Annotated in this window: 12 protein-coding genes; 7 read left to right on the forward strand and 5 right to left on the reverse strand. The window is 60.5% G+C overall.

Annotated elements, in window-relative coordinates; all coding sequences use genetic code 11:
* Nucleotides 1–41: 41 nt before the first annotated feature.
* On the reverse strand, nucleotides 42–1,925 hold the full coding sequence (locus tag RLEG4DRAFT_RS05490) for a methyl-accepting chemotaxis protein (protein WP_003575927.1): 1,884 nt from the start codon (nucleotides 1,923–1,925) through the stop codon (nucleotides 42–44).
* A gap of 201 nt (nucleotides 1,926–2,126) precedes the next feature.
* Between RLEG4DRAFT_RS05490 and RLEG4DRAFT_RS05495 the strand changes: the two genes are divergently transcribed.
* From RLEG4DRAFT_RS05495 to RLEG4DRAFT_RS05510, 4 genes are all read left to right on the forward strand, one after another.
* Complete coding sequence (locus RLEG4DRAFT_RS05495; RefSeq protein WP_003575928.1) at nucleotides 2,127–2,834, forward strand: DUF4272 domain-containing protein; 708 nt, start codon at nucleotides 2,127–2,129, stop codon at nucleotides 2,832–2,834.
* A 98-nt stretch (nucleotides 2,835–2,932) separates the two neighbouring features.
* Entirely contained in the window at nucleotides 2,933–3,217 is a 285-nt protein-coding gene (locus tag RLEG4DRAFT_RS05500) for a DUF1778 domain-containing protein (RefSeq protein WP_003575929.1), read from the forward strand.
* Nucleotides 3,218–3,220: 3 nt separating this feature from the next.
* Nucleotides 3,221–3,730: a GNAT family N-acetyltransferase gene (locus tag RLEG4DRAFT_RS05505; RefSeq protein WP_003575930.1), complete on the forward strand. Its 510-nt coding sequence runs from the start codon at nucleotides 3,221–3,223 to the stop codon at nucleotides 3,728–3,730.
* A gap of 177 nt (nucleotides 3,731–3,907) precedes the next feature.
* Nucleotides 3,908–4,954, forward strand: coding sequence for a magnesium and cobalt transport protein CorA (locus tag RLEG4DRAFT_RS05510; RefSeq protein ID WP_037093267.1), 1,047 nt, complete (start codon nucleotides 3,908–3,910; stop codon nucleotides 4,952–4,954).
* Here RLEG4DRAFT_RS05510 and RLEG4DRAFT_RS05515 read toward each other — a convergent pair whose 3' ends face one another.
* The 4 genes from RLEG4DRAFT_RS05515 to RLEG4DRAFT_RS05530 form a co-directional block, all read right to left on the reverse strand.
* Nucleotides 4,955–5,728: a phosphotransferase enzyme family protein gene (locus RLEG4DRAFT_RS05515; protein ID WP_003575932.1), complete on the reverse strand. Its 774-nt coding sequence runs from the start codon at nucleotides 5,726–5,728 to the stop codon at nucleotides 4,955–4,957.
* A 26-nt stretch (nucleotides 5,729–5,754) separates the two neighbouring features.
* On the reverse strand, nucleotides 5,755–6,636 hold the full coding sequence (locus tag RLEG4DRAFT_RS05520) for an MBL fold metallo-hydrolase (protein ID WP_003575933.1): 882 nt from the start codon (nucleotides 6,634–6,636) through the stop codon (nucleotides 5,755–5,757).
* A 118-nt stretch (nucleotides 6,637–6,754) separates the two neighbouring features.
* Nucleotides 6,755–7,009, reverse strand: coding sequence for a hypothetical protein (locus RLEG4DRAFT_RS05525; RefSeq protein ID WP_003575934.1), 255 nt, complete (start codon nucleotides 7,007–7,009; stop codon nucleotides 6,755–6,757).
* A gap of 70 nt (nucleotides 7,010–7,079) precedes the next feature.
* Nucleotides 7,080–7,436, reverse strand: a complete 357-nt coding sequence (locus RLEG4DRAFT_RS05530) for a hypothetical protein (RefSeq protein WP_003575935.1) — start codon at nucleotides 7,434–7,436, stop codon at nucleotides 7,080–7,082.
* Between the two features lie 238 nt (nucleotides 7,437–7,674).
* Between RLEG4DRAFT_RS05530 and RLEG4DRAFT_RS05535 the strand changes: the two genes are divergently transcribed.
* Genes RLEG4DRAFT_RS05535 through glgB form a run of 3 tightly spaced genes read left to right on the forward strand, consistent with a single transcriptional unit; the run spans nucleotide 7,675 to nucleotide 16,391 of the window.
* Complete coding sequence (locus RLEG4DRAFT_RS05535; RefSeq protein WP_003575936.1) at nucleotides 7,675–10,902, forward strand: alpha-1,4-glucan--maltose-1-phosphate maltosyltransferase; 3,228 nt, start codon at nucleotides 7,675–7,677, stop codon at nucleotides 10,900–10,902.
* Nucleotides 10,903–14,184, forward strand: a complete 3,282-nt coding sequence (gene treS, locus RLEG4DRAFT_RS05540) for a maltose alpha-D-glucosyltransferase (protein WP_003575937.1) — start codon at nucleotides 10,903–10,905, stop codon at nucleotides 14,182–14,184. It begins immediately after the preceding gene.
* Nucleotides 14,181–16,391 carry a 1,4-alpha-glucan branching protein GlgB gene (gene glgB / locus RLEG4DRAFT_RS05545; protein ID WP_003575939.1) on the forward strand — a complete coding sequence of 737 codons (2,211 nt, stop codon included), beginning with the start codon at nucleotides 14,181–14,183 and terminating at the stop codon, nucleotides 16,389–16,391. The genes treS and glgB overlap by 4 nt, the downstream gene beginning before the upstream one ends.

The following is a 16,391-nucleotide window of genomic DNA, read 5'->3' on the forward strand; positions in this document are numbered from 1 at the left end:
CGGGCGCTTTTTTCATGCCGGATTTCCAGCCGCCGTCCGTTTTAGCGCCTTGCGGCAACCGCATGCATCGCGGCACGGGCAGCTGGTTGCGCCATCATTCTCGCCGTCGAGCGAAGGGCTGAAGACTGGCCGGAAGCCGCATCGTCGAGCCTGAACTGGCCGACGAGCTCGCGAAGCTTCTGGGCTTCCTGAGCCAGCGATTCAGATGCGGCCGTCGATTGTTCCACCATCGCCGCGTTCTGTTGCGTCGTCTGATCCATCTGGTTGACTGCAACGTTGACTTCGCTCAAGCCGACGGACTGCTCTTTCGCGGAGGTTGCGATCGCATCCATATGCTGATTGATCTGCGTGATGAAGCTGCCGATCGTCGCCAAGGCCTGGCCGGTATCGCGCACGAGCTTAACGCCGCTTTCCACCTCTTTCGAGGAGTTCAGGATCAAGCCCTTGATTTCCTTGGCAGCGCTTGCCGAGCGCTGGGCAAGTTCGCGCACTTCTTGGGCTACGACGGCAAAACCCTTGCCTGCTTCGCCGGCTCTCGCCGCTTCCACGCCCGCATTGAGGGCGAGAAGATTGGTCTGGAATGCGATTTCATCGATGACGCTGATAATGTTGGAAATCTGTCGCGACGAGGTCTCGATGCGTTCCATTGCCTCTTCGGCGTGGGAAACGACTTCCGCGGAGATCCCGGCGCTGTGATTTGCCTCGGTGGCAACCGCACGCGTTTCCTGTGTCCGCTTGCTCGAGTTCGATACGTTCGCGGTGATCTGCTCCAGTGCGGCAGCCGTCTCTTCGAGCGAGGCCGCCTGCTGCTCGGTGCGTTTGGAAAGATCGCCCGCGCCCGAGGAAATCTCCCGAGTGCCCTGGTCAATCGTGTCGATGCTTTCGGAAATCCCTCTGAGTGTCGCGCCAAGCTGGGCAACGGACTGATTGAAGTCATGACGCAGCGCCTCGAAGTCGGGGGCGAAGGCCTCGTTGAGCTGGAAGGCGAGGTCGCCCGCAGCGAGCCGCTTCAAACCGGCGGCAAGACCCGAGGTGGCGATGCGCAACCGCTCCGATGCGTCGGCTTCCGCCTGCCTCTGGGCGGCAATACGATCGGCTTCCGCCCTGTTGCGATTCTCCTCGGCTTCCATGGTCATCTGCTTGTTCGTGATCGCAGCCTGCCGGAAGATCTCCACGGCCCCCGCCATCGATCCGATCTCGTCGGCGCGGTCGGCAAAGGGGATCTCGGCACCCGTGTCTCCTTCTGCGAGGCGTCGCATCGAGGCGGTGATGCCGGTAATCGGATTGGCGATGCTCGTCAGCACGAAGGCGACGGCACCGAGGACAAGCAATCCCGCAAAACCGATTGCGGCAAGCAGGTAGAATTTTATCGAAGCGAACGTCTCCTTGCTGAGGTCGGCAGCCTGATTGCTGCCGCTGACGTCCAATTCGGCCAGAGTAGCCGTGGTTTCCTTGAGCTTGTCCGAATAGGTGCGCATTCCTCCGCCGAGATACTGCCCAGCGTCCTCGGTCTTGTTGGCGCGGGAAAGAACGAGCAGCTGCGAGCTGCTGGCGATGTAGCCTTCAACACTTTCCTTGATTGTTTTGATCAGCTCGCGCTCGTGGTCGGATGACGCCAGTGGAAGATAAGCGTCCACCGATTTGCGAATCGCACCCTCGGCAACTCCGATTGCCGCTTCCCGCGTTTTCTTCTCCGCCTCCGACTGAGCGATGATGTGGTCACGATAGGCGAGGCGCAGATTCGTCATGGCGAGATTGATCGCCTGCGAAGCCTGAACGCTCGGCAGCCAATGACTCGCAATCTCTTCGGTGGAACCGTTCGTCTTGCGAAGACCGTCGACCGCGAGATAGGCGACGAGACCGAAAAGAAGGGCTATACCACTGAAAATCAACAGCAAACTTGATTTTATGTTTGGGCGAAGCATTGAAAGTCCTCGATCGAACGGTCCGGCCTCATACCGGCCTGGCTTAGGGACTTTTGTATCGGAAAAAATTTAACGATTTGCTCAATCCGTAAAATGCCGTTTACCACCCTTCCGGAAACCGACGTCGCTTTTGCGCAAAACCTGTGCCGATAGCGTTGGAAATGTTTATCGATGCGTCAGAGATAAGCGGAGCCATATCCGATGAAGCGCCTATTTTCTGCCCTTGTTGCATTGATCCTTCCGGTGCAGGCAGCCGTCTCGCAACCCGCCGATGAGGCAGGGGCGCGTAAAGCCCGGTCTATCGCTCAGCTTCGATTGGAAGGCGTGCCGACGATCGATCATCTGCCGACCGTCGAGCCCGAGAGCGAGAGTACCCGCCGAAATACCAAGGCCGTCGTGCAGCGCACGATCGCGCTTGCGATCGTTGCCGTGAAAGGTGAGACCGGCGACCGCGAAATGGGGCAGGCTCTCATCCGGCAGTTCGACGCGGCAGGTTTTTTCACTTCGAAAGAGCAGGCGTTCATGGACGATCCCAATCCCTCTGACCAGGACCGCGCAAACTTTGCCTGGCGTTACGAAGGCGTGCACGTGATGTTGTGGGCGCTCGGGATTTCGCCGGAGCTCGAACGTCCCGACCATATTTGCGATGTCCCCTTCATCGCGAAAACACTTCGCGAATTGGGAACTGACGGTCTGATGCGCCGTGCCAGGCTGCGCCCGCAGAAAGAGCTGCTCGACGCAGCCGACCTGATCTACCGCTATGATTGGGCGGCCGTGAACGCAAGACTGAAAGGCGAAGAGCCGCCCGCCGGCTTGGACAAGGGCGTTGTCTACGAATGGCACTACGCCCTCAACTGGCTGATCGGCTACATGGATCAGGATTGGGACGATATTTCCACGGATACGTGATGGCGGCTGCCATTTCAGTGAGGTTATGGCACCTCTGGTGTATTGCGTTCTGCGTTACATTTGCTTATATAATTGCCTGACGCCTCATGAGGAAAACCATGGCAAACGCTGTTCCCCGGAAGGAAATACCGGTTTCAATGCGTTTTCGCGATGATGATCTGGCAATCATTGATCGCGGTGCAGCTCTCAAGGGTCTGTCCCGCACGGAGTTTATGCGGCGTGCTGCTGTACATGAGGCGCAGACGGCGATCCTGAATGAAAGTGTCATTCGTCTGTCTCCGGATGCCTTCGATGCCTTTGTTGCGGCAATCGAGGCTACGCCCTCCGCGCCGCCGCCGAAGGTCGCAGAGCGCTTGCAGCGCAAAGCGCCATGGGAAAACTGACCGGTGGCGCTGTCGAATGTCGAACTTCTCGATGGACGTCATAAGTTAGAGGGGTTCACTTGCGGCAAGCCATCTTTAGATTTCTGGCTGCAGAACTTTGCAGGCTCGAACCAACAGCGTGGATTTACCCGCACTTTTGTCGTTTGCGACGATGACAAAGTTGTCGGCTACTACGGTCTCGCACCGAGCGTCATCGAGCCCAATGCCGTGCCTCGCAGAATTAGAACCGGTCGCCCGCCCGATCCAATTCCCTGTCTCTTGATTGGGCAATTGGCTGTGGATAGCCGCTACAAGGGCAAAGGCATCGGATCGGCGCTCGTGAAGGACGCTTTTCTTCGCTGTATTGCGGGAGCCGACATCGTAGGCGGACGCGCCATTATCGTCCGGGCGATCGATGAAGAGGCCGAGCGCTTTTGGCAAAGCTGGGGTTTCATACCGTCGCGCGGTAATTCTTCAATACTCATTCGCTCCCTGGAGGATATCCGCGCATGGCTGTCAGGCCGCGGCGGGTAGGCAAGCGGAAGGCAAATTCTTTCGGTCGGCGGTTTCGGGTTTTGCCGGGCGGGCAGGGGCCGCTCAGCCGCCGCGCTGAGGCAGATGAATGTTTTACGAAATAGCATTATGATCGGAGCAACGCCTGACCGGCGTTGGGCCGGACGCGGCGCGTGCGCGGATGGGAGGATGACAGTTTTGGAACGGTTGAAGGATCTGGACAGTGTTTCCGCGCGGCAGGCCAGCGGTTCGCCGTTACCACGGCACGAACAACGGCCGGGTGTCGTGGCTGCCGCCGTTTACCAGCATGGGCAGCGCATCCGCGACATCAAGATAGAGGAAGCCGGTGAATGGCGCGGGCGCGAAAATGCCGTCGTCTGGATCGGCCTGCACGAGCCGGACGAAGTGCTGTTGCATCAGGTTCAGGCCGAGTTCAATCTCCACGCTTTGGCGATCGAGGACGCGGCGCAGCCCCACCAGCGCCCGAAGCTGGAGATTTATGGGGACGCAATGTTTATCGTCGCCCGAACCGCCCATATGAGGGATGACGAAATCGTCTTCGGCGAAACGCATTTATTCGTCGGTCGCGGGTACGTCGTCTCGGTTCGCCACGGGGATTCGTCCTCCTATCTGGCGGTGCGGCAGCGATGCGAGGCGACGCCGGCCGCACTGGCCCACGGCGAGAATTACATTCTCTATTCCATCCTCGATTTCATCGTCGACAACTACATGCCGGTCATCGAGGTCGTGCAGGAGGAGGTCGAGAAGCTCGAAGATCTGGTGCTGCGCGAACAGCTGGCAAAGGAGGACATCGAGCGGCTCTATCTTTTACGCCGCAAGCTTCTGCGGCTGCGCAATGCCGTGGTGCCGCTCGTCGACGTCTGCCGGCGATATGAGCATATCGATCTTCCCGGCATGGATCCGACGCTGCAATCGCTGTTTCGCGATGTGACCGATCACGTACGCCGCGTTCAGGAAGATATCGACGCCCTGCGTGAAGTGCTGGCCTTCGCCTTCGAGGCGAGTGTGATGATCGGCCAGACGGAGCAGACGGCGATTGCCCGCAAACTCGCCGCCTGGGCGGCGATCCTCGCCGTTCCCACGGCGATCGCCGGCATTTACGGGATGAACTTCAGCGACATGCCGGAATTGAAAACCCAGTATGGCTATTTCGTCGTGCTCGGCGTCATTGGCGTCTTGTGTCTTGGCCTGTTCGGCTTCTTCCGTCGGAGGAAGTGGCTCTGATTATTGGAGCGCTTTCAGCAGTTGGTCTCGATGCTGACTGATATAGTCTATGTCGCCGAGATACAGCCGGGCGTCTCCTGCAGCCACGTCCTCCATGAAGTTCTCGTCTCCGACCGAGGCCTTTGCCTGCATGAAATTGACGAGCGCCTGAAGCCGCCTGCAGATCATCTCCGGGAGCTGTTGCCGCTCTATGGCCGTTGTCCCATAGGCCGCGCAGAAGATTTCTGCGCGCCGCAATTGTTCATCGAGGCCTGATGACACGCCCAGATGGGAGGGATCGGACAACGGCGCCCAGCGGTAAATCGCATAGGCCAGATCCCAGAGTCGCGGAGCAGGATGCGCGGTGTCGAAATCGATGATCCCGACAGCCTCACGCTCTGCCGTGGCGACGTTATAAGGCGCGTAATCTCCATGGCAGACGATTTCGGGCGGTTCCTGTTGCGGCAGCATCCATGTCTGGACCGCGTTATCCGTTGCCAGAAACCCTTGAGATGCCGAATGAAAATCCCGCAGGAGCCTGGCCGCGGATAGCAGCATACGCTCCGATCCGACAAACGGGTCACCCAAGTCTTCGCAGACGCGCCCGGCGACGTAGCTGACGATCTCCTGATTTCCCCCAGCGATGCCGATGGGCTCCGGCGCCGCCAGAAAGCCTCGGCTCCTGAGATGGCGCAAAAACCGATGCACCGTCGGCGTCCACGCGCCTGATGGTCTGATGACGGCGTCGCCGTCGCGCCAGATCTGCCCGGTTCGCCCGCCCTGCAACGGTTTCAAGTCATCTCCTCCCGCCGATCGTCCCTTTATGCGGATTTCCGTTTTTCGATATGAGCCTGAACCGTGGCGCCAAGATTGGTCTCATGGCAGTTCCGGTAGAACGCCACTGTATCCTCAGGCATCCCGGCAGGAATGGCGACGAGGTCGTCAAGTCGGAAGCCGCTTGAACGGCTGAGCTGCCCATCCGCTAGCTGGCTTTCGCTCAACCCATCGACACGTTCGGCCAGGAATTCGAAATAGGCAAGGTTCGCCGTCACCGTCGAAGGCGAAGATGTCTGGCCATGGGCCGGGATGACCAGCCTCGCATCGAGATCACGGATCCGCTCCAGCGACGAACGGATCAGACGAAGGTCTTCGGCATTTTTACTCCAGACTTCGGGGATAGGATATTCCACCGCATCGACGGCCAGGCAGATGCGAAGTTCGGGAATCCAAATGGCGATATGGTCGGGCGTATGCCCGGGCGTATGGATGAGCTCGAGCGTCAGATCGCCGCCGTTGAGAACCATCGAGCCGGTAAAAGTGATATCGGGGCCAATGAGCTCGACATTGCCAAACCGAGATTCCTGGCTGGCCTTGTCCTTCAGAACTTTTTGCGCAGAGGGGTCACGCAAGCGGTCGAGTGCTGCGGCATGGGCGATAATCGGAGCGCGGCCGGCAACGGCCGCATTTCCCCAGAAATGATCCCAATCCATATGCGAATTGATGACGATCAGCGGGCGAGCTTCAGCCTTTTCTTCAAGCAGGTCCAGCGCCGTCCGGCATAGCTCCGGCGTTGCAAGCGTATCGATCAGGACGTTGAATCTCTCTGTCCTGACAAACACGGCATCGACTTCGTCCCCCTTCCGAACGATCACGATCCGATCGTCAAGTTCGGGATAGGTGCACAGTTCTACCGATACATTCACGTTTGGCTGCCTCATTGCAATCGGAGCGACCTCGTCGAGATTACCAAATCTTGTTCGGGTTAGACCTCTTTCCAAAGAAACGAAATCTGATCCCGGCCAGGTGCGGGTTTGTGAAACTTCACTTCGGCGCAACGCCGTATTGAGTGTTTTCAATGTCGGAAATCGTCTCCTCGTCCAGCTCTCCGACGATGAGAACTTCACGCTCCCTACGCTTCAGGTTCTTATAGTGTTCAAGCTCGCTTGCAGAAAGATACCCGCCGATGACCCGCCCATGGCTTGTGACTTCAATAATCTTTCCAGTCAGCGCCTCGTCCTGATATCGTGCGAAGCTGCGAGAGAAGGTGGTCGCCGGCACTCTCAATATTTGGGCCATTGTCCCTTCTCCGATTGAATGTGTAAAATCCGCAAAATACACAATTTGTCATTGGGTATCGACCGGGCGCTCAATTCGATTTCTCCTGCACCGGCACAGCGACATCCCAACTGCTCATCACGGCGTTCGGTTCGGCGGCTGCGCATATCACCATCACACTCGGTTTCGAGCGGCCGAGGCTCTTCGGCGTCCATCGGGTCTGCAGCGGGACCGCGCATCGGGGAACCAGTACCTTCGGGTTGGGTTCCAATACGACCCATTGCTGCCGCCCTTTGGCGTTCTCCTGGGCGATAAAGCGCCTCGCTTTCTCGCGGATTTCGAACAGGCCATGGTGGTTCTCAGTGGAGCGATCCGTCTCGATGCTCCAGGAGGCGAGGCATAAGACGGAAGCCGACAGAGTCGCGATGAAGAGGATCAATCGAAGCACAGATGTCTTTCAACAGCCAAATGAGTCACTTTCCCGGGACGTTGGAAGACTACTCAAATACGGCACTGATCCTCAAGATTACATCGCGTCACCGCATGGCTTTGATGCTCGAATGAAGCCTCTCCGTCATCCGGCGCCGATGCGGCTGATGACTTCGTACAGCCACGAATTGGCCCTGCCGGTGGAACAACAACCGCCGAAGGAAGTTTGCCTGAAAAGCAACTCGAGGCGGCGGCCGATGTCATTTTCTGCGAACGGGGGTGTGTTGAGCGCCCCACCCCGGATCTATTTTGTCAATCCGCTCCTTCTCCAGGGCATCGATTCATGGCGCGAAGTTTTCGACCATGCGGCGGATATCGGTTTCGATCATGTGCTGACGGCGCCTTTTTTCGATCGCGGTGGGGAAGGCAGCATCTTTATCTCCCGGGATTTCGACCGTCTCGATCCTGAACTGCAGCTCGGAAGCGCAGTCGAGGATGGCGTGGGGCGCCTGGCGGAGGCTGGGCGCAAGAGCGGCGTTGCGTTAATGATGGACGTGATGCTCGACGGCAAGGCGCGGGATCCTCAGGCGGGTTTTCGTCCGGTCGATCCGAGGCGCTCGCCACTGGACCCGGCGGAGCCGCTGACGGAGATGGGGGCGGAACGGCAATCGCAGCTGTTGGCGGAATGGATCGAACGGCTGCGGCGATTGAGCGGTCTCGGTCTCTCCGGCTACCGGGTGCTCGGGATCGATCGTGCCGCACCGGCGCTGTTCAAATCACTGATTTCGGCGGTGCGCGAAAAGACCGAGGCGCAATTCCTCGCTTGGACACCCGGCACCGATTTTGCCGTGAGGGGCGGGATCGAGGGGGCGGGTTTCAACGGCTGTTTTTCGTCGATGGCCTGGTGGGATTTCGACGAGAGATGGTTCATCGACGAGCATCGCGTGCAGCAGCCGCTCGGATGGCAGGTCGCGTTTCCGGAACCGCCATTCGCGCGGCGTATCGCGCACGGAACCGAGAGCCGCGAAATCCTCGAGCGGCGAGCCGTGAGAGCCTTGCGCCTTGCCGCTTCGCTCGGCGGTGGCCTGATGGTTCCAATGGGCTTCGAATATGGCGCGGCCACGCCGCTCGATCCGACGCATGGGACCAGGTCGGGCCTTCGGGGACTGCGTCACGACCTGGCTTTCGATCTTTCTTCCGAAATCCGCCTTGCGAACACCGAGATCGCCAGGACCGACCATACGCATGCCTCATCGCTGCGGCTTATCCGCAATGCCAATGGCCCGGTCTCGGCAGTTCTGCAATCCGAGGTGCAGGATCTGCGCAGCGCTGACAATGTGCGCTTCATCCTGTTGAACCGAGACCTGCGGCGAAGCGCGCCCGCGCCGGTGACCGCACTTCGCGAGGCGGCCTTCGGTTTTCTTCCCACTGCCGCCGATGGCGCGGCTCTGCGTCTGCGGGCAGGGGAGACGCGGGTCATCGAAGGCAAGGCGCCGGCGCCGATCACATCCAGACCCGCCTTGGAGATCGGACAGGCGACGGCATCGCCGCGGCTTGCCATCGAAAACATCGAGCCCCGCGTCGATGATGGGCGTTTTCCGGTCAAGCGGGTGGTCGGCGATATCGTCACTGTCGAGGCCGACATATTCGCCGACGGCCACGACCCGATTGCTGCCGTCCTGCTCTGGCGGCCGCTTGACGCCATGACGGACTGGAACGAGACGGAGATGCATCTGATCGAAAACGACCGCTGGCGCGCCGAATTCCTGCTGGAGCGCACCGGCCGTTACGAGTTTGCCGTCGAGGCATGGAAGAACCTGTTTGCGATCTTTCGCTACGAGCTCACGAAGAAGAATGATGCCCGGTTGGACCTGAAGCTTGAGCTGCAGGAGGGGCTGAACCTCGTCCGTTCGGCTGCAGCGCAGGCCAGCACAGCGCTGGGCGCCGAATTGAAAACTCTCGCCGACCGGCTCGAACGCGCGACGGACACTGAGCGCACCGCGATCCTGCTTGATCCCAGGACATCGGAATTGATGAACGAGGCCGACAGGCGGCCGTTCCGGCTTCGCTCGGCGGCAAGCGCCGTCGATGCCGAGCGCAAGGCCGCCGCCTTTGCCAGCTGGTACCAGATCTTCCCGCGCTCGCAGAGCGGCGATCCGGACCGGCATGGCACATTCGACGACGTCATCGCAAGGTTGCCTGCCATCCGCGACATGGGCTTCGACGTGCTCTATTTCCCACCCATTCATCCGATCGGTTCGACCAACCGGAAAGGTCGCAACAACAGCCTGAAAGCCGGGCCTGACGATCCCGGAAGCCCCTACGCCATCGGTTCCGAGGAGGGCGGCCACGATGCCATCCATCCCGAGCTCGGCGAGTTCGAGGATTTCCGGCGTCTGGTCGAGACGGCAGGCCGGCATGGCCTGGAGATCGCCCTCGACCTCGCCATCCAGGCGTCACCGGATCATCCCTGGCTGAAGGAACATCCCGGCTGGTTCGACTGGCGTCCTGACGGCACAATCAAATATGCCGAAAACCCGCCGAAGAAATATGAGGACATCGTCAATGTCGATTTCTACACAAAAGACGCGGTGCCCTCGTTATGGGTGGAGCTCAGAGACATCGTCCAGCTTTGGGTCGACCAGGGCGTCAAGCTGTTTCGCGTCGACAATCCGCACACCAAGCCCTTTCCCTTCTGGGAATGGCTGATCGGCGATATCAGGGCGCGTCATCCCGATGTGGTTTTCCTGTCGGAAGCCTTCACCAAGCCGAAGGTCATGTACCGGCTGGCGAAGATCGGCTTCTCCCAGTCCTACACCTATTTCACCTGGCGCAACGCCAAATGGGAGCTCGAGCAATATATGCGCGAGCTGACGGAGACGGATGCGAAGGATTTCTTCCGCCCGCACTTCTTCGTCAACACCCATGACATCAATCCGGATTTTCTGCAGAACGCACCGCGGCCGGCCTTCCTGATCCGTGCGGCACTGGCCGCCACGCTTTCGGGATTGTGGGGCGTCTATAATGGTTTCGAGCTTTGCGAGGGGCGCCCCGACGCCAAGCGCAAGGAATATGCCGACAGTGAGAAATACGAGATCCGCGCCTGGGACTACGACCGGCCTGGCAACATCGTCGCCGAAATCAGGATGCTCAACCGCATCAGGAACGAGAACACCGCGCTGCATTCGCATCTCGGGCTGACGCTACTAAATGCCTGGAATGACAATATCCTGTTCTTCGAGAAGGCAAGCAAAGCCCGCGACAATGTCTTGCTGATCGCCATCAGTCTCGACCCCCACAATTTCCAGCAAAGCGATGTCGAACTGCCGCTCTGGCACTGGTCGCTCGGCGACGGCGGTGCGCTGGATGCCGAGGATCTGGTCGGCGGGCATCGTTTCAAATGGACCGGCAAACGGCAGAATGTCAGCCTGAACCCTGAGATCCTGCCCTTTGCGATCTGGCGCGTTCGAGCAGCGGAGGCATGAATGGACACGATTAACCCCGATGGCACCGAGCAGCTCCTCTGGTACAAGGATGCGATCATCTACCAGCTGCACATCAAGTCGTTCTACGACGCCAATGGCGACGGGGTCGGCGACTTTGCCGGCCTGCACGCCAAGCTCGACCATATCGCAGCACTTGGCGTTAACGCCATCTGGCTGCTGCCTTTCTTTCCCTCTCCGCGGCGCGACGACGGCTACGATATCGCCGACTACGGCAATGTCAGCCCCGACTACGGGACGATGGAGGATTTCCGCGCTTTCGTCGACGCTGCCCATCAGCGCAATATCCGCGTCATCATCGAGCTCGTCATCAACCACACCTCCGATCAGCATCCCTGGTTCCAGCGCGCCCGGCAGGCGCCGGCGGGATCGCCGGAGCGCGACTTCTACGTCTGGTCGGATAGCGATCAGAAATTCCCGGAAACGCGCATCATCTTCATCGATACGGAAAAATCCAACTGGACATGGGATGCGGTGGCCGGCGCCTATTACTGGCATCGCTTCTATTCCCACCAGCCCGACCTGAATTTTGACAGCCCGCTGGTCATGGAGGAACTGCTGAAGGTGATGCGCTTCTGGCTGGAAACCGGCATCGACGGTTTCCGGCTCGACGCGATCCCCTATCTCGTCGAGCGCGAGGGCACGATCAACGAGAACCTGCCCGAAACCCACTCGATCCTCAAACGCATCCGTGCCGCCCTTGACGCCACCCATCCCGGCGTGATGCTGCTGGCCGAGGCCAATCAATGGCCGGAGGACACGCGCGAATATTTCGGCGAGGGAGACGAATGCCACATGGCGTTCCACTTCCCGCTGATGCCGCGCATGTACATGGCGATCGCCAAGGAAGACCGGTTTCCGATCACCGATATCCTGCGGCAGACGCCGGAGATTCCCGACAACTGCCAATGGGCGATCTTCCTTCGCAATCATGACGAACTGACGCTGGAAATGGTGACCGACGCGGAGCGGGACTATCTCTGGGAGACCTATGCATCCGACAAGCGCGCGCGCATCAATCTCGGCATCAGGCGGCGCCTGGCGCCGCTGATGGAGCGCGACCGCCGGCGGATCGAGCTGATGAACGCACTGCTTCTCTCGATGCCGGGAACGCCGGTGATTTATTACGGCGACGAGATCGGCATGGGCGACAATATCTATCTCGGCGATCGGGATGGGGTGAGAACGCCGATGCAATGGTCTCCGGACCGCAATGGCGGCTTTTCCAGGGTAGACCCGGCGCGTCTCGTCCTGCCGCCGGTGGCCGACCCCCTCTACGGTTTTGAGGCCGTCAACGTCGAGGCGCAGAGCACGGATGCGCATTCGCTGCTCAACTGGACGCGCAAGATGCTGGCGCTGCGCGGCAGGCATCCGGCCTTCGGCCGTGGCTCGCTGCGCTTCCTCGCACCCGAAAACCGCAAGATCCTCGCCTATCTCCGGGAATATGAAGGGGAAACCCTGCTTTGCGTCGCAAACCTCTCGCGACTGCCCCAAGCGGTGGAACTCGATCTGTCGAGTTTCGAGGGCCGCGTGCCGATCGAACTGACCGGCATGTCGCCTTTTCCGCCGATCGGCCAGCTGACCTATCTGCTGACATTGCCGCCCTACGGCTTCTTCTGGTTCCAGTTGGAGGCAGATGCCGATCCACCGGCATGGCGCACCGCGCCGCCGGAGCAGCTTCCCGATCTGATGACGATGGTCATCCGCCGCGGCCTGCTCGATCTTGTCGATGAACCCAAGCTTGCACGCGTCCTCAGCGCCGAAATTCTGCCTGCCTATCTCGCGAAGCGGCGGTGGTTCGGGGCGAAGGACCAGCCGCTGCAGTCGGCGCGTCTGATCTCTACAACGCCGATCCCGTTTGCCGACGGGATCGTTCTCGGTGAACTGGAGGCCGTGCTGCCGAACCATAGCGAATCCTATCAGCTGCCGCTGGCGGTCGCCTGGGACGATGCGCAACCATCCGTGCTGACCCAGCAGCTTGCCCTTGGACGGGTTCGTCAGGGCAGACGCGTCGGCTTCCTGACGGACGGATTTGCCGTGGAGGCGATGGCGCGGGGCATCCTGCGCGGACTTGGCGACCGCTCGCGCATCACCGGCCGCACCGGCACGCTTGAATTTCTCGGCACGGAACGGCTCGACCGTCTCGCCGTCACAGACGACCTTCCGGTCCATTGGCTCTCGGCCGAGCAGTCCAACAGTTCGCTGATCGTCGGCGATCTCGCGATGATCAAGCTGATCAGGCACATCTTTCCCGGTATCCATCCGGAGGTCGAGATGACGCGTTATCTCACCCGCGCCGGCTATGATCACACGGCGCCCTTGCTCGGCGAGGTCGCGCACACGGACTCCAGCGGACGCCGATCGACATTGATCATCGTCCAGGGCGCGATCCGCAATCAGGGCGACGCTTGGAACTGGATGCTGAACAATTTGCGCCGCGGGGCAGACGAACTCGTGCTGAACGACCCGGCCGTGCAGCCGGGCGACGACGTTTTCCAGCCGCTGATCAACTTCGTCGCAATGGTCGGCATGAGGCTCGGCGAACTGCACGTGGTGCTCGCCGGGGAGACAGAAGACCAAGCTTTCAGCCCGGTTGTCGCCGGCGACGCTGAGGTCAAGGCGATAAAGAAGGCGGTCGCCGGCGAAGTCGCCTATGCCATGTCGAAGCTTGCCGAACGCGAGGAAAATGCCGATCCGGCGATCGACCTGCTCGCCGCGCCGCTTCTGGAGCGCCAGGCTGAACTGGTCGAACTCGCCGCGACGCTCGCGGAAAGCGCCCGCCATACGCTGATGACGCGCACGCATGGCGATTTCCATCTTGGCCAGATCCTTGTCAGCGAGGGCGATGCCGTCATCATCGATTTCGAGGGCGAGCCCGCGAAGAACCTGGCTGAGCGCCGTGCCAAGACCAATCCGCTGCGCGATGTCGCCGGGCTTTTGAGGTCACTGAGTTATCTCGTCGCCACCGCCAAGCTGGATAACGATGCCGTCATCGAACACGAGAACGAAGTCCGACGCGAGGCCATCGCACGCTTCGGGCGCCAGGCGGAAGAGGCGTTTCTCGATGCCTATTCGCAGGCCGTTTCGGCATCGAAGGCGCTTGACATGCCACCCGATCAACGACGGAGGGTTCTTGATGCCTTTCTTCTCGAAAAGGCCGCCTATGAGATCGCCTATGAAGCCCGCAACCGGCCGAAATGGCTGCCGATTCCGCTGTCAGGGCTCACCGAAATCGTCTCGCGTCTGGCGGGGGTCACGGCATGAATGTTGAGCGCTCGGAACTTCTCTCGGGCATCGGACAGGATGCCCTCTGGGCCCTGATCGACGGACGCCACGGCGATCCTTTTTCGATCCTCGGCCCGCATGAGAGCGGCGGCATGACGGTCGTGCGGGTCTATCTGCCCGGCGCCGAAGCGGTCGACCTCATCGAGGCGGGGAGTGGTCGGGTGGTGGCACCCTTCAGCATCGCTCATCCCTCCGGCCTGTTTGCTGTCGCGACAGCCGCCATGGCGGGGTACCGGCTGCGGATCACATGGCCGGATGCGGTGCAGATCACCGAAGACCCCTATAGTTTCGGCCTGCTGCTCGGCGAGCTCGACCTGCATCTGATCTCGGAGGGCACGCATTATGATCTCAGCCGGACACTTGGTGCGGTTGATATGTCGATCGACGGCGTTGCGGGCGTTCGTTTCGCCGTATGGGCGCCGAATGCGCGCCGCGTCTCTGTCGTTGGCGATTTCAATGCCTGGGACGGGCGGCGAAATCCGATGCGGCTGAGGCCGTCGGCCGGCGTCTGGGAGCTGTTCATTCCGCGCCTCGCCCCCGGCGAAAGATACAAGTTCGAGATCGTCGACGCTGGGGGAACCTGCCTGCCGCAGAAAGCCGACCCGGTCGCCAGAGCCAGCGAGGCGGCCCCGTCCACCGCCTCTATCGTCGCATCGTCGACGCCGTTTCGATGGAGTGATGATGGCTGGATGAAGGGCCGCTCCCGGGAAGCGAGACTGGAGGGCGCGATGTCCGTCTATGAGGTGCACGTCGGCTCCTGGCTGCGTGAGGGGCAGGACGGCAACATGCATCTCGACTGGGTCGAGCTCAGCCAGCGGCTCGTTCCCTATGCCCGTGACATGGGCTTTACCCATATCGAGCTGCTGCCGATCATGGAGCATCCGTTCGGCGGCTCGTGGGGCTACCAGCCGCTGGGCTTGTTTGCCCCGACCGGCCGATACGGAACACCTGAGGATTTCGCCTATTTCGTCGACCGCTGCCATGGCGCCGGGCTCGGCGTTATCCTCGACTGGGTGCCGGCCCACTTCCCGACAGACGTCTGGGGGCTTGCCCGCTTTGACGGCAGTGCGCTCTACGAACACGAGGATCCGCGCGAGGGCTTCCACCGTGACTGGAACACGCTGATCTACAATCTTGGCCGCAACGAGGTGAAGGGCTTCCTGATCGCCAGTGCGCTCGAGTGGCTCGAGCGTTATCATGTCGACGGCTTGCGCGTCGATGCCGTCGCCTCGATGCTCTACCGCGACTACAGCCGCAATGAGGGCGAATGGATTCCCAACCAATATGGCGGACGTGAGAACTTGGAGGCGGTAGAGTTCTTCAAGCACCTGAACAGCATCATTCACGAGCGCTGCCCGCATGCGATGACGATTGCCGAGGAATCAACGGCCTGGCCTGGCGTCACGAAGCCGCCGGAGCAGGGCGGCCTCGGCTTCGACATCAAATGGAACATGGGCTGGATGCATGACAGCCTTAGTTATATCGAGAAGGATCCCATCTACCGAAGCTACAGCCACGGCACGATGACCTTCGGCATGATCTATGCCTATTCCGAGCGCTTCATGCTGCCGATTTCCCACGATGAAGTCGTCTACGGAAAGGGCTCGCTGCTGACGAAAATGCCGGGTAACGAGTGGCAGAAATTTGCCAATCTGCGCAGCTATCTCGGCTTCATGTGGGGACATCCTGGCAAGAAGCTATTGTTCATGGGCAGTGAAATCGCCCAGCCGGGCGAGTGGAACCACGATGCTTCGGTAAGCTGGGATGTGCTGGACCGGCCTCAGCATGTCGGCGTTCAGCGGCTGGTGAAGGATCTGAACGCGCTTTATAGCGACGAGCCGGCATTGCAGTTCGGCGACTTTCATCCCGAGGGCTTCGAATGGGCTGCTGCCGACGATGCTGTCAATTCCGTTCTCGGCATGCTCCGTTATGCCAAGGACCGCACGTCATCCGTCCTTGTCGTTTCGAATTTCACGCCGGTGCCGCGTTACGGCTACAGGATCGGCGTCCCGCAGGACGGTGTGTGGATCGAGCGGATCACGACGGATGCCCGCGAATATGGAGGCTCCGGCCTCGTCAACGGCGCGCTGTCGAGCGAACCCATCCCCGCCCACGGCCGGCCCGTCTCCCTGTCGCTGACCCTGCCGCCACTGGCGACGGTCTTTCTCAAGGGACCGTCGCCTTGA

This window comes from Rhizobium leguminosarum bv. trifolii WSM2297 (assembly GCF_000271845.1).

What these genes read in the sequence shown, in the direction of transcription:
- RLEG4DRAFT_RS05495 (WP_003575928.1), top strand. Translation starts at nt 2,127, where the DNA reads ATGAAGCGCCTATTTTCTGCCCTTGTTGCATTGATCCTTCCGGTGCAG.
- glgB (WP_003575939.1), top strand. Translation starts at nt 14,181, where the DNA reads ATGAATGTTGAGCGCTCGGAACTTCTCTCGGGCATCGGACAGGATGCC.
- treS (WP_003575937.1), top strand. Translation starts at nt 10,903, where the DNA reads ATGGACACGATTAACCCCGATGGCACCGAGCAGCTCCTCTGGTACAAG.
- RLEG4DRAFT_RS05525 (WP_003575934.1), bottom strand. Translation starts at nt 7,009, where the DNA reads ATGGCCCAAATATTGAGAGTGCCGGCGACCACCTTCTCTCGCAGCTTC.
- RLEG4DRAFT_RS05490 (WP_003575927.1), bottom strand. Translation starts at nt 1,925, where the DNA reads ATGCTTCGCCCAAACATAAAATCAAGTTTGCTGTTGATTTTCAGTGGT.
- RLEG4DRAFT_RS05535 (WP_003575936.1), top strand. Translation starts at nt 7,675, where the DNA reads ATGTCATTTTCTGCGAACGGGGGTGTGTTGAGCGCCCCACCCCGGATC.
- RLEG4DRAFT_RS05500 (WP_003575929.1), top strand. Translation starts at nt 2,933, where the DNA reads ATGGCAAACGCTGTTCCCCGGAAGGAAATACCGGTTTCAATGCGTTTT.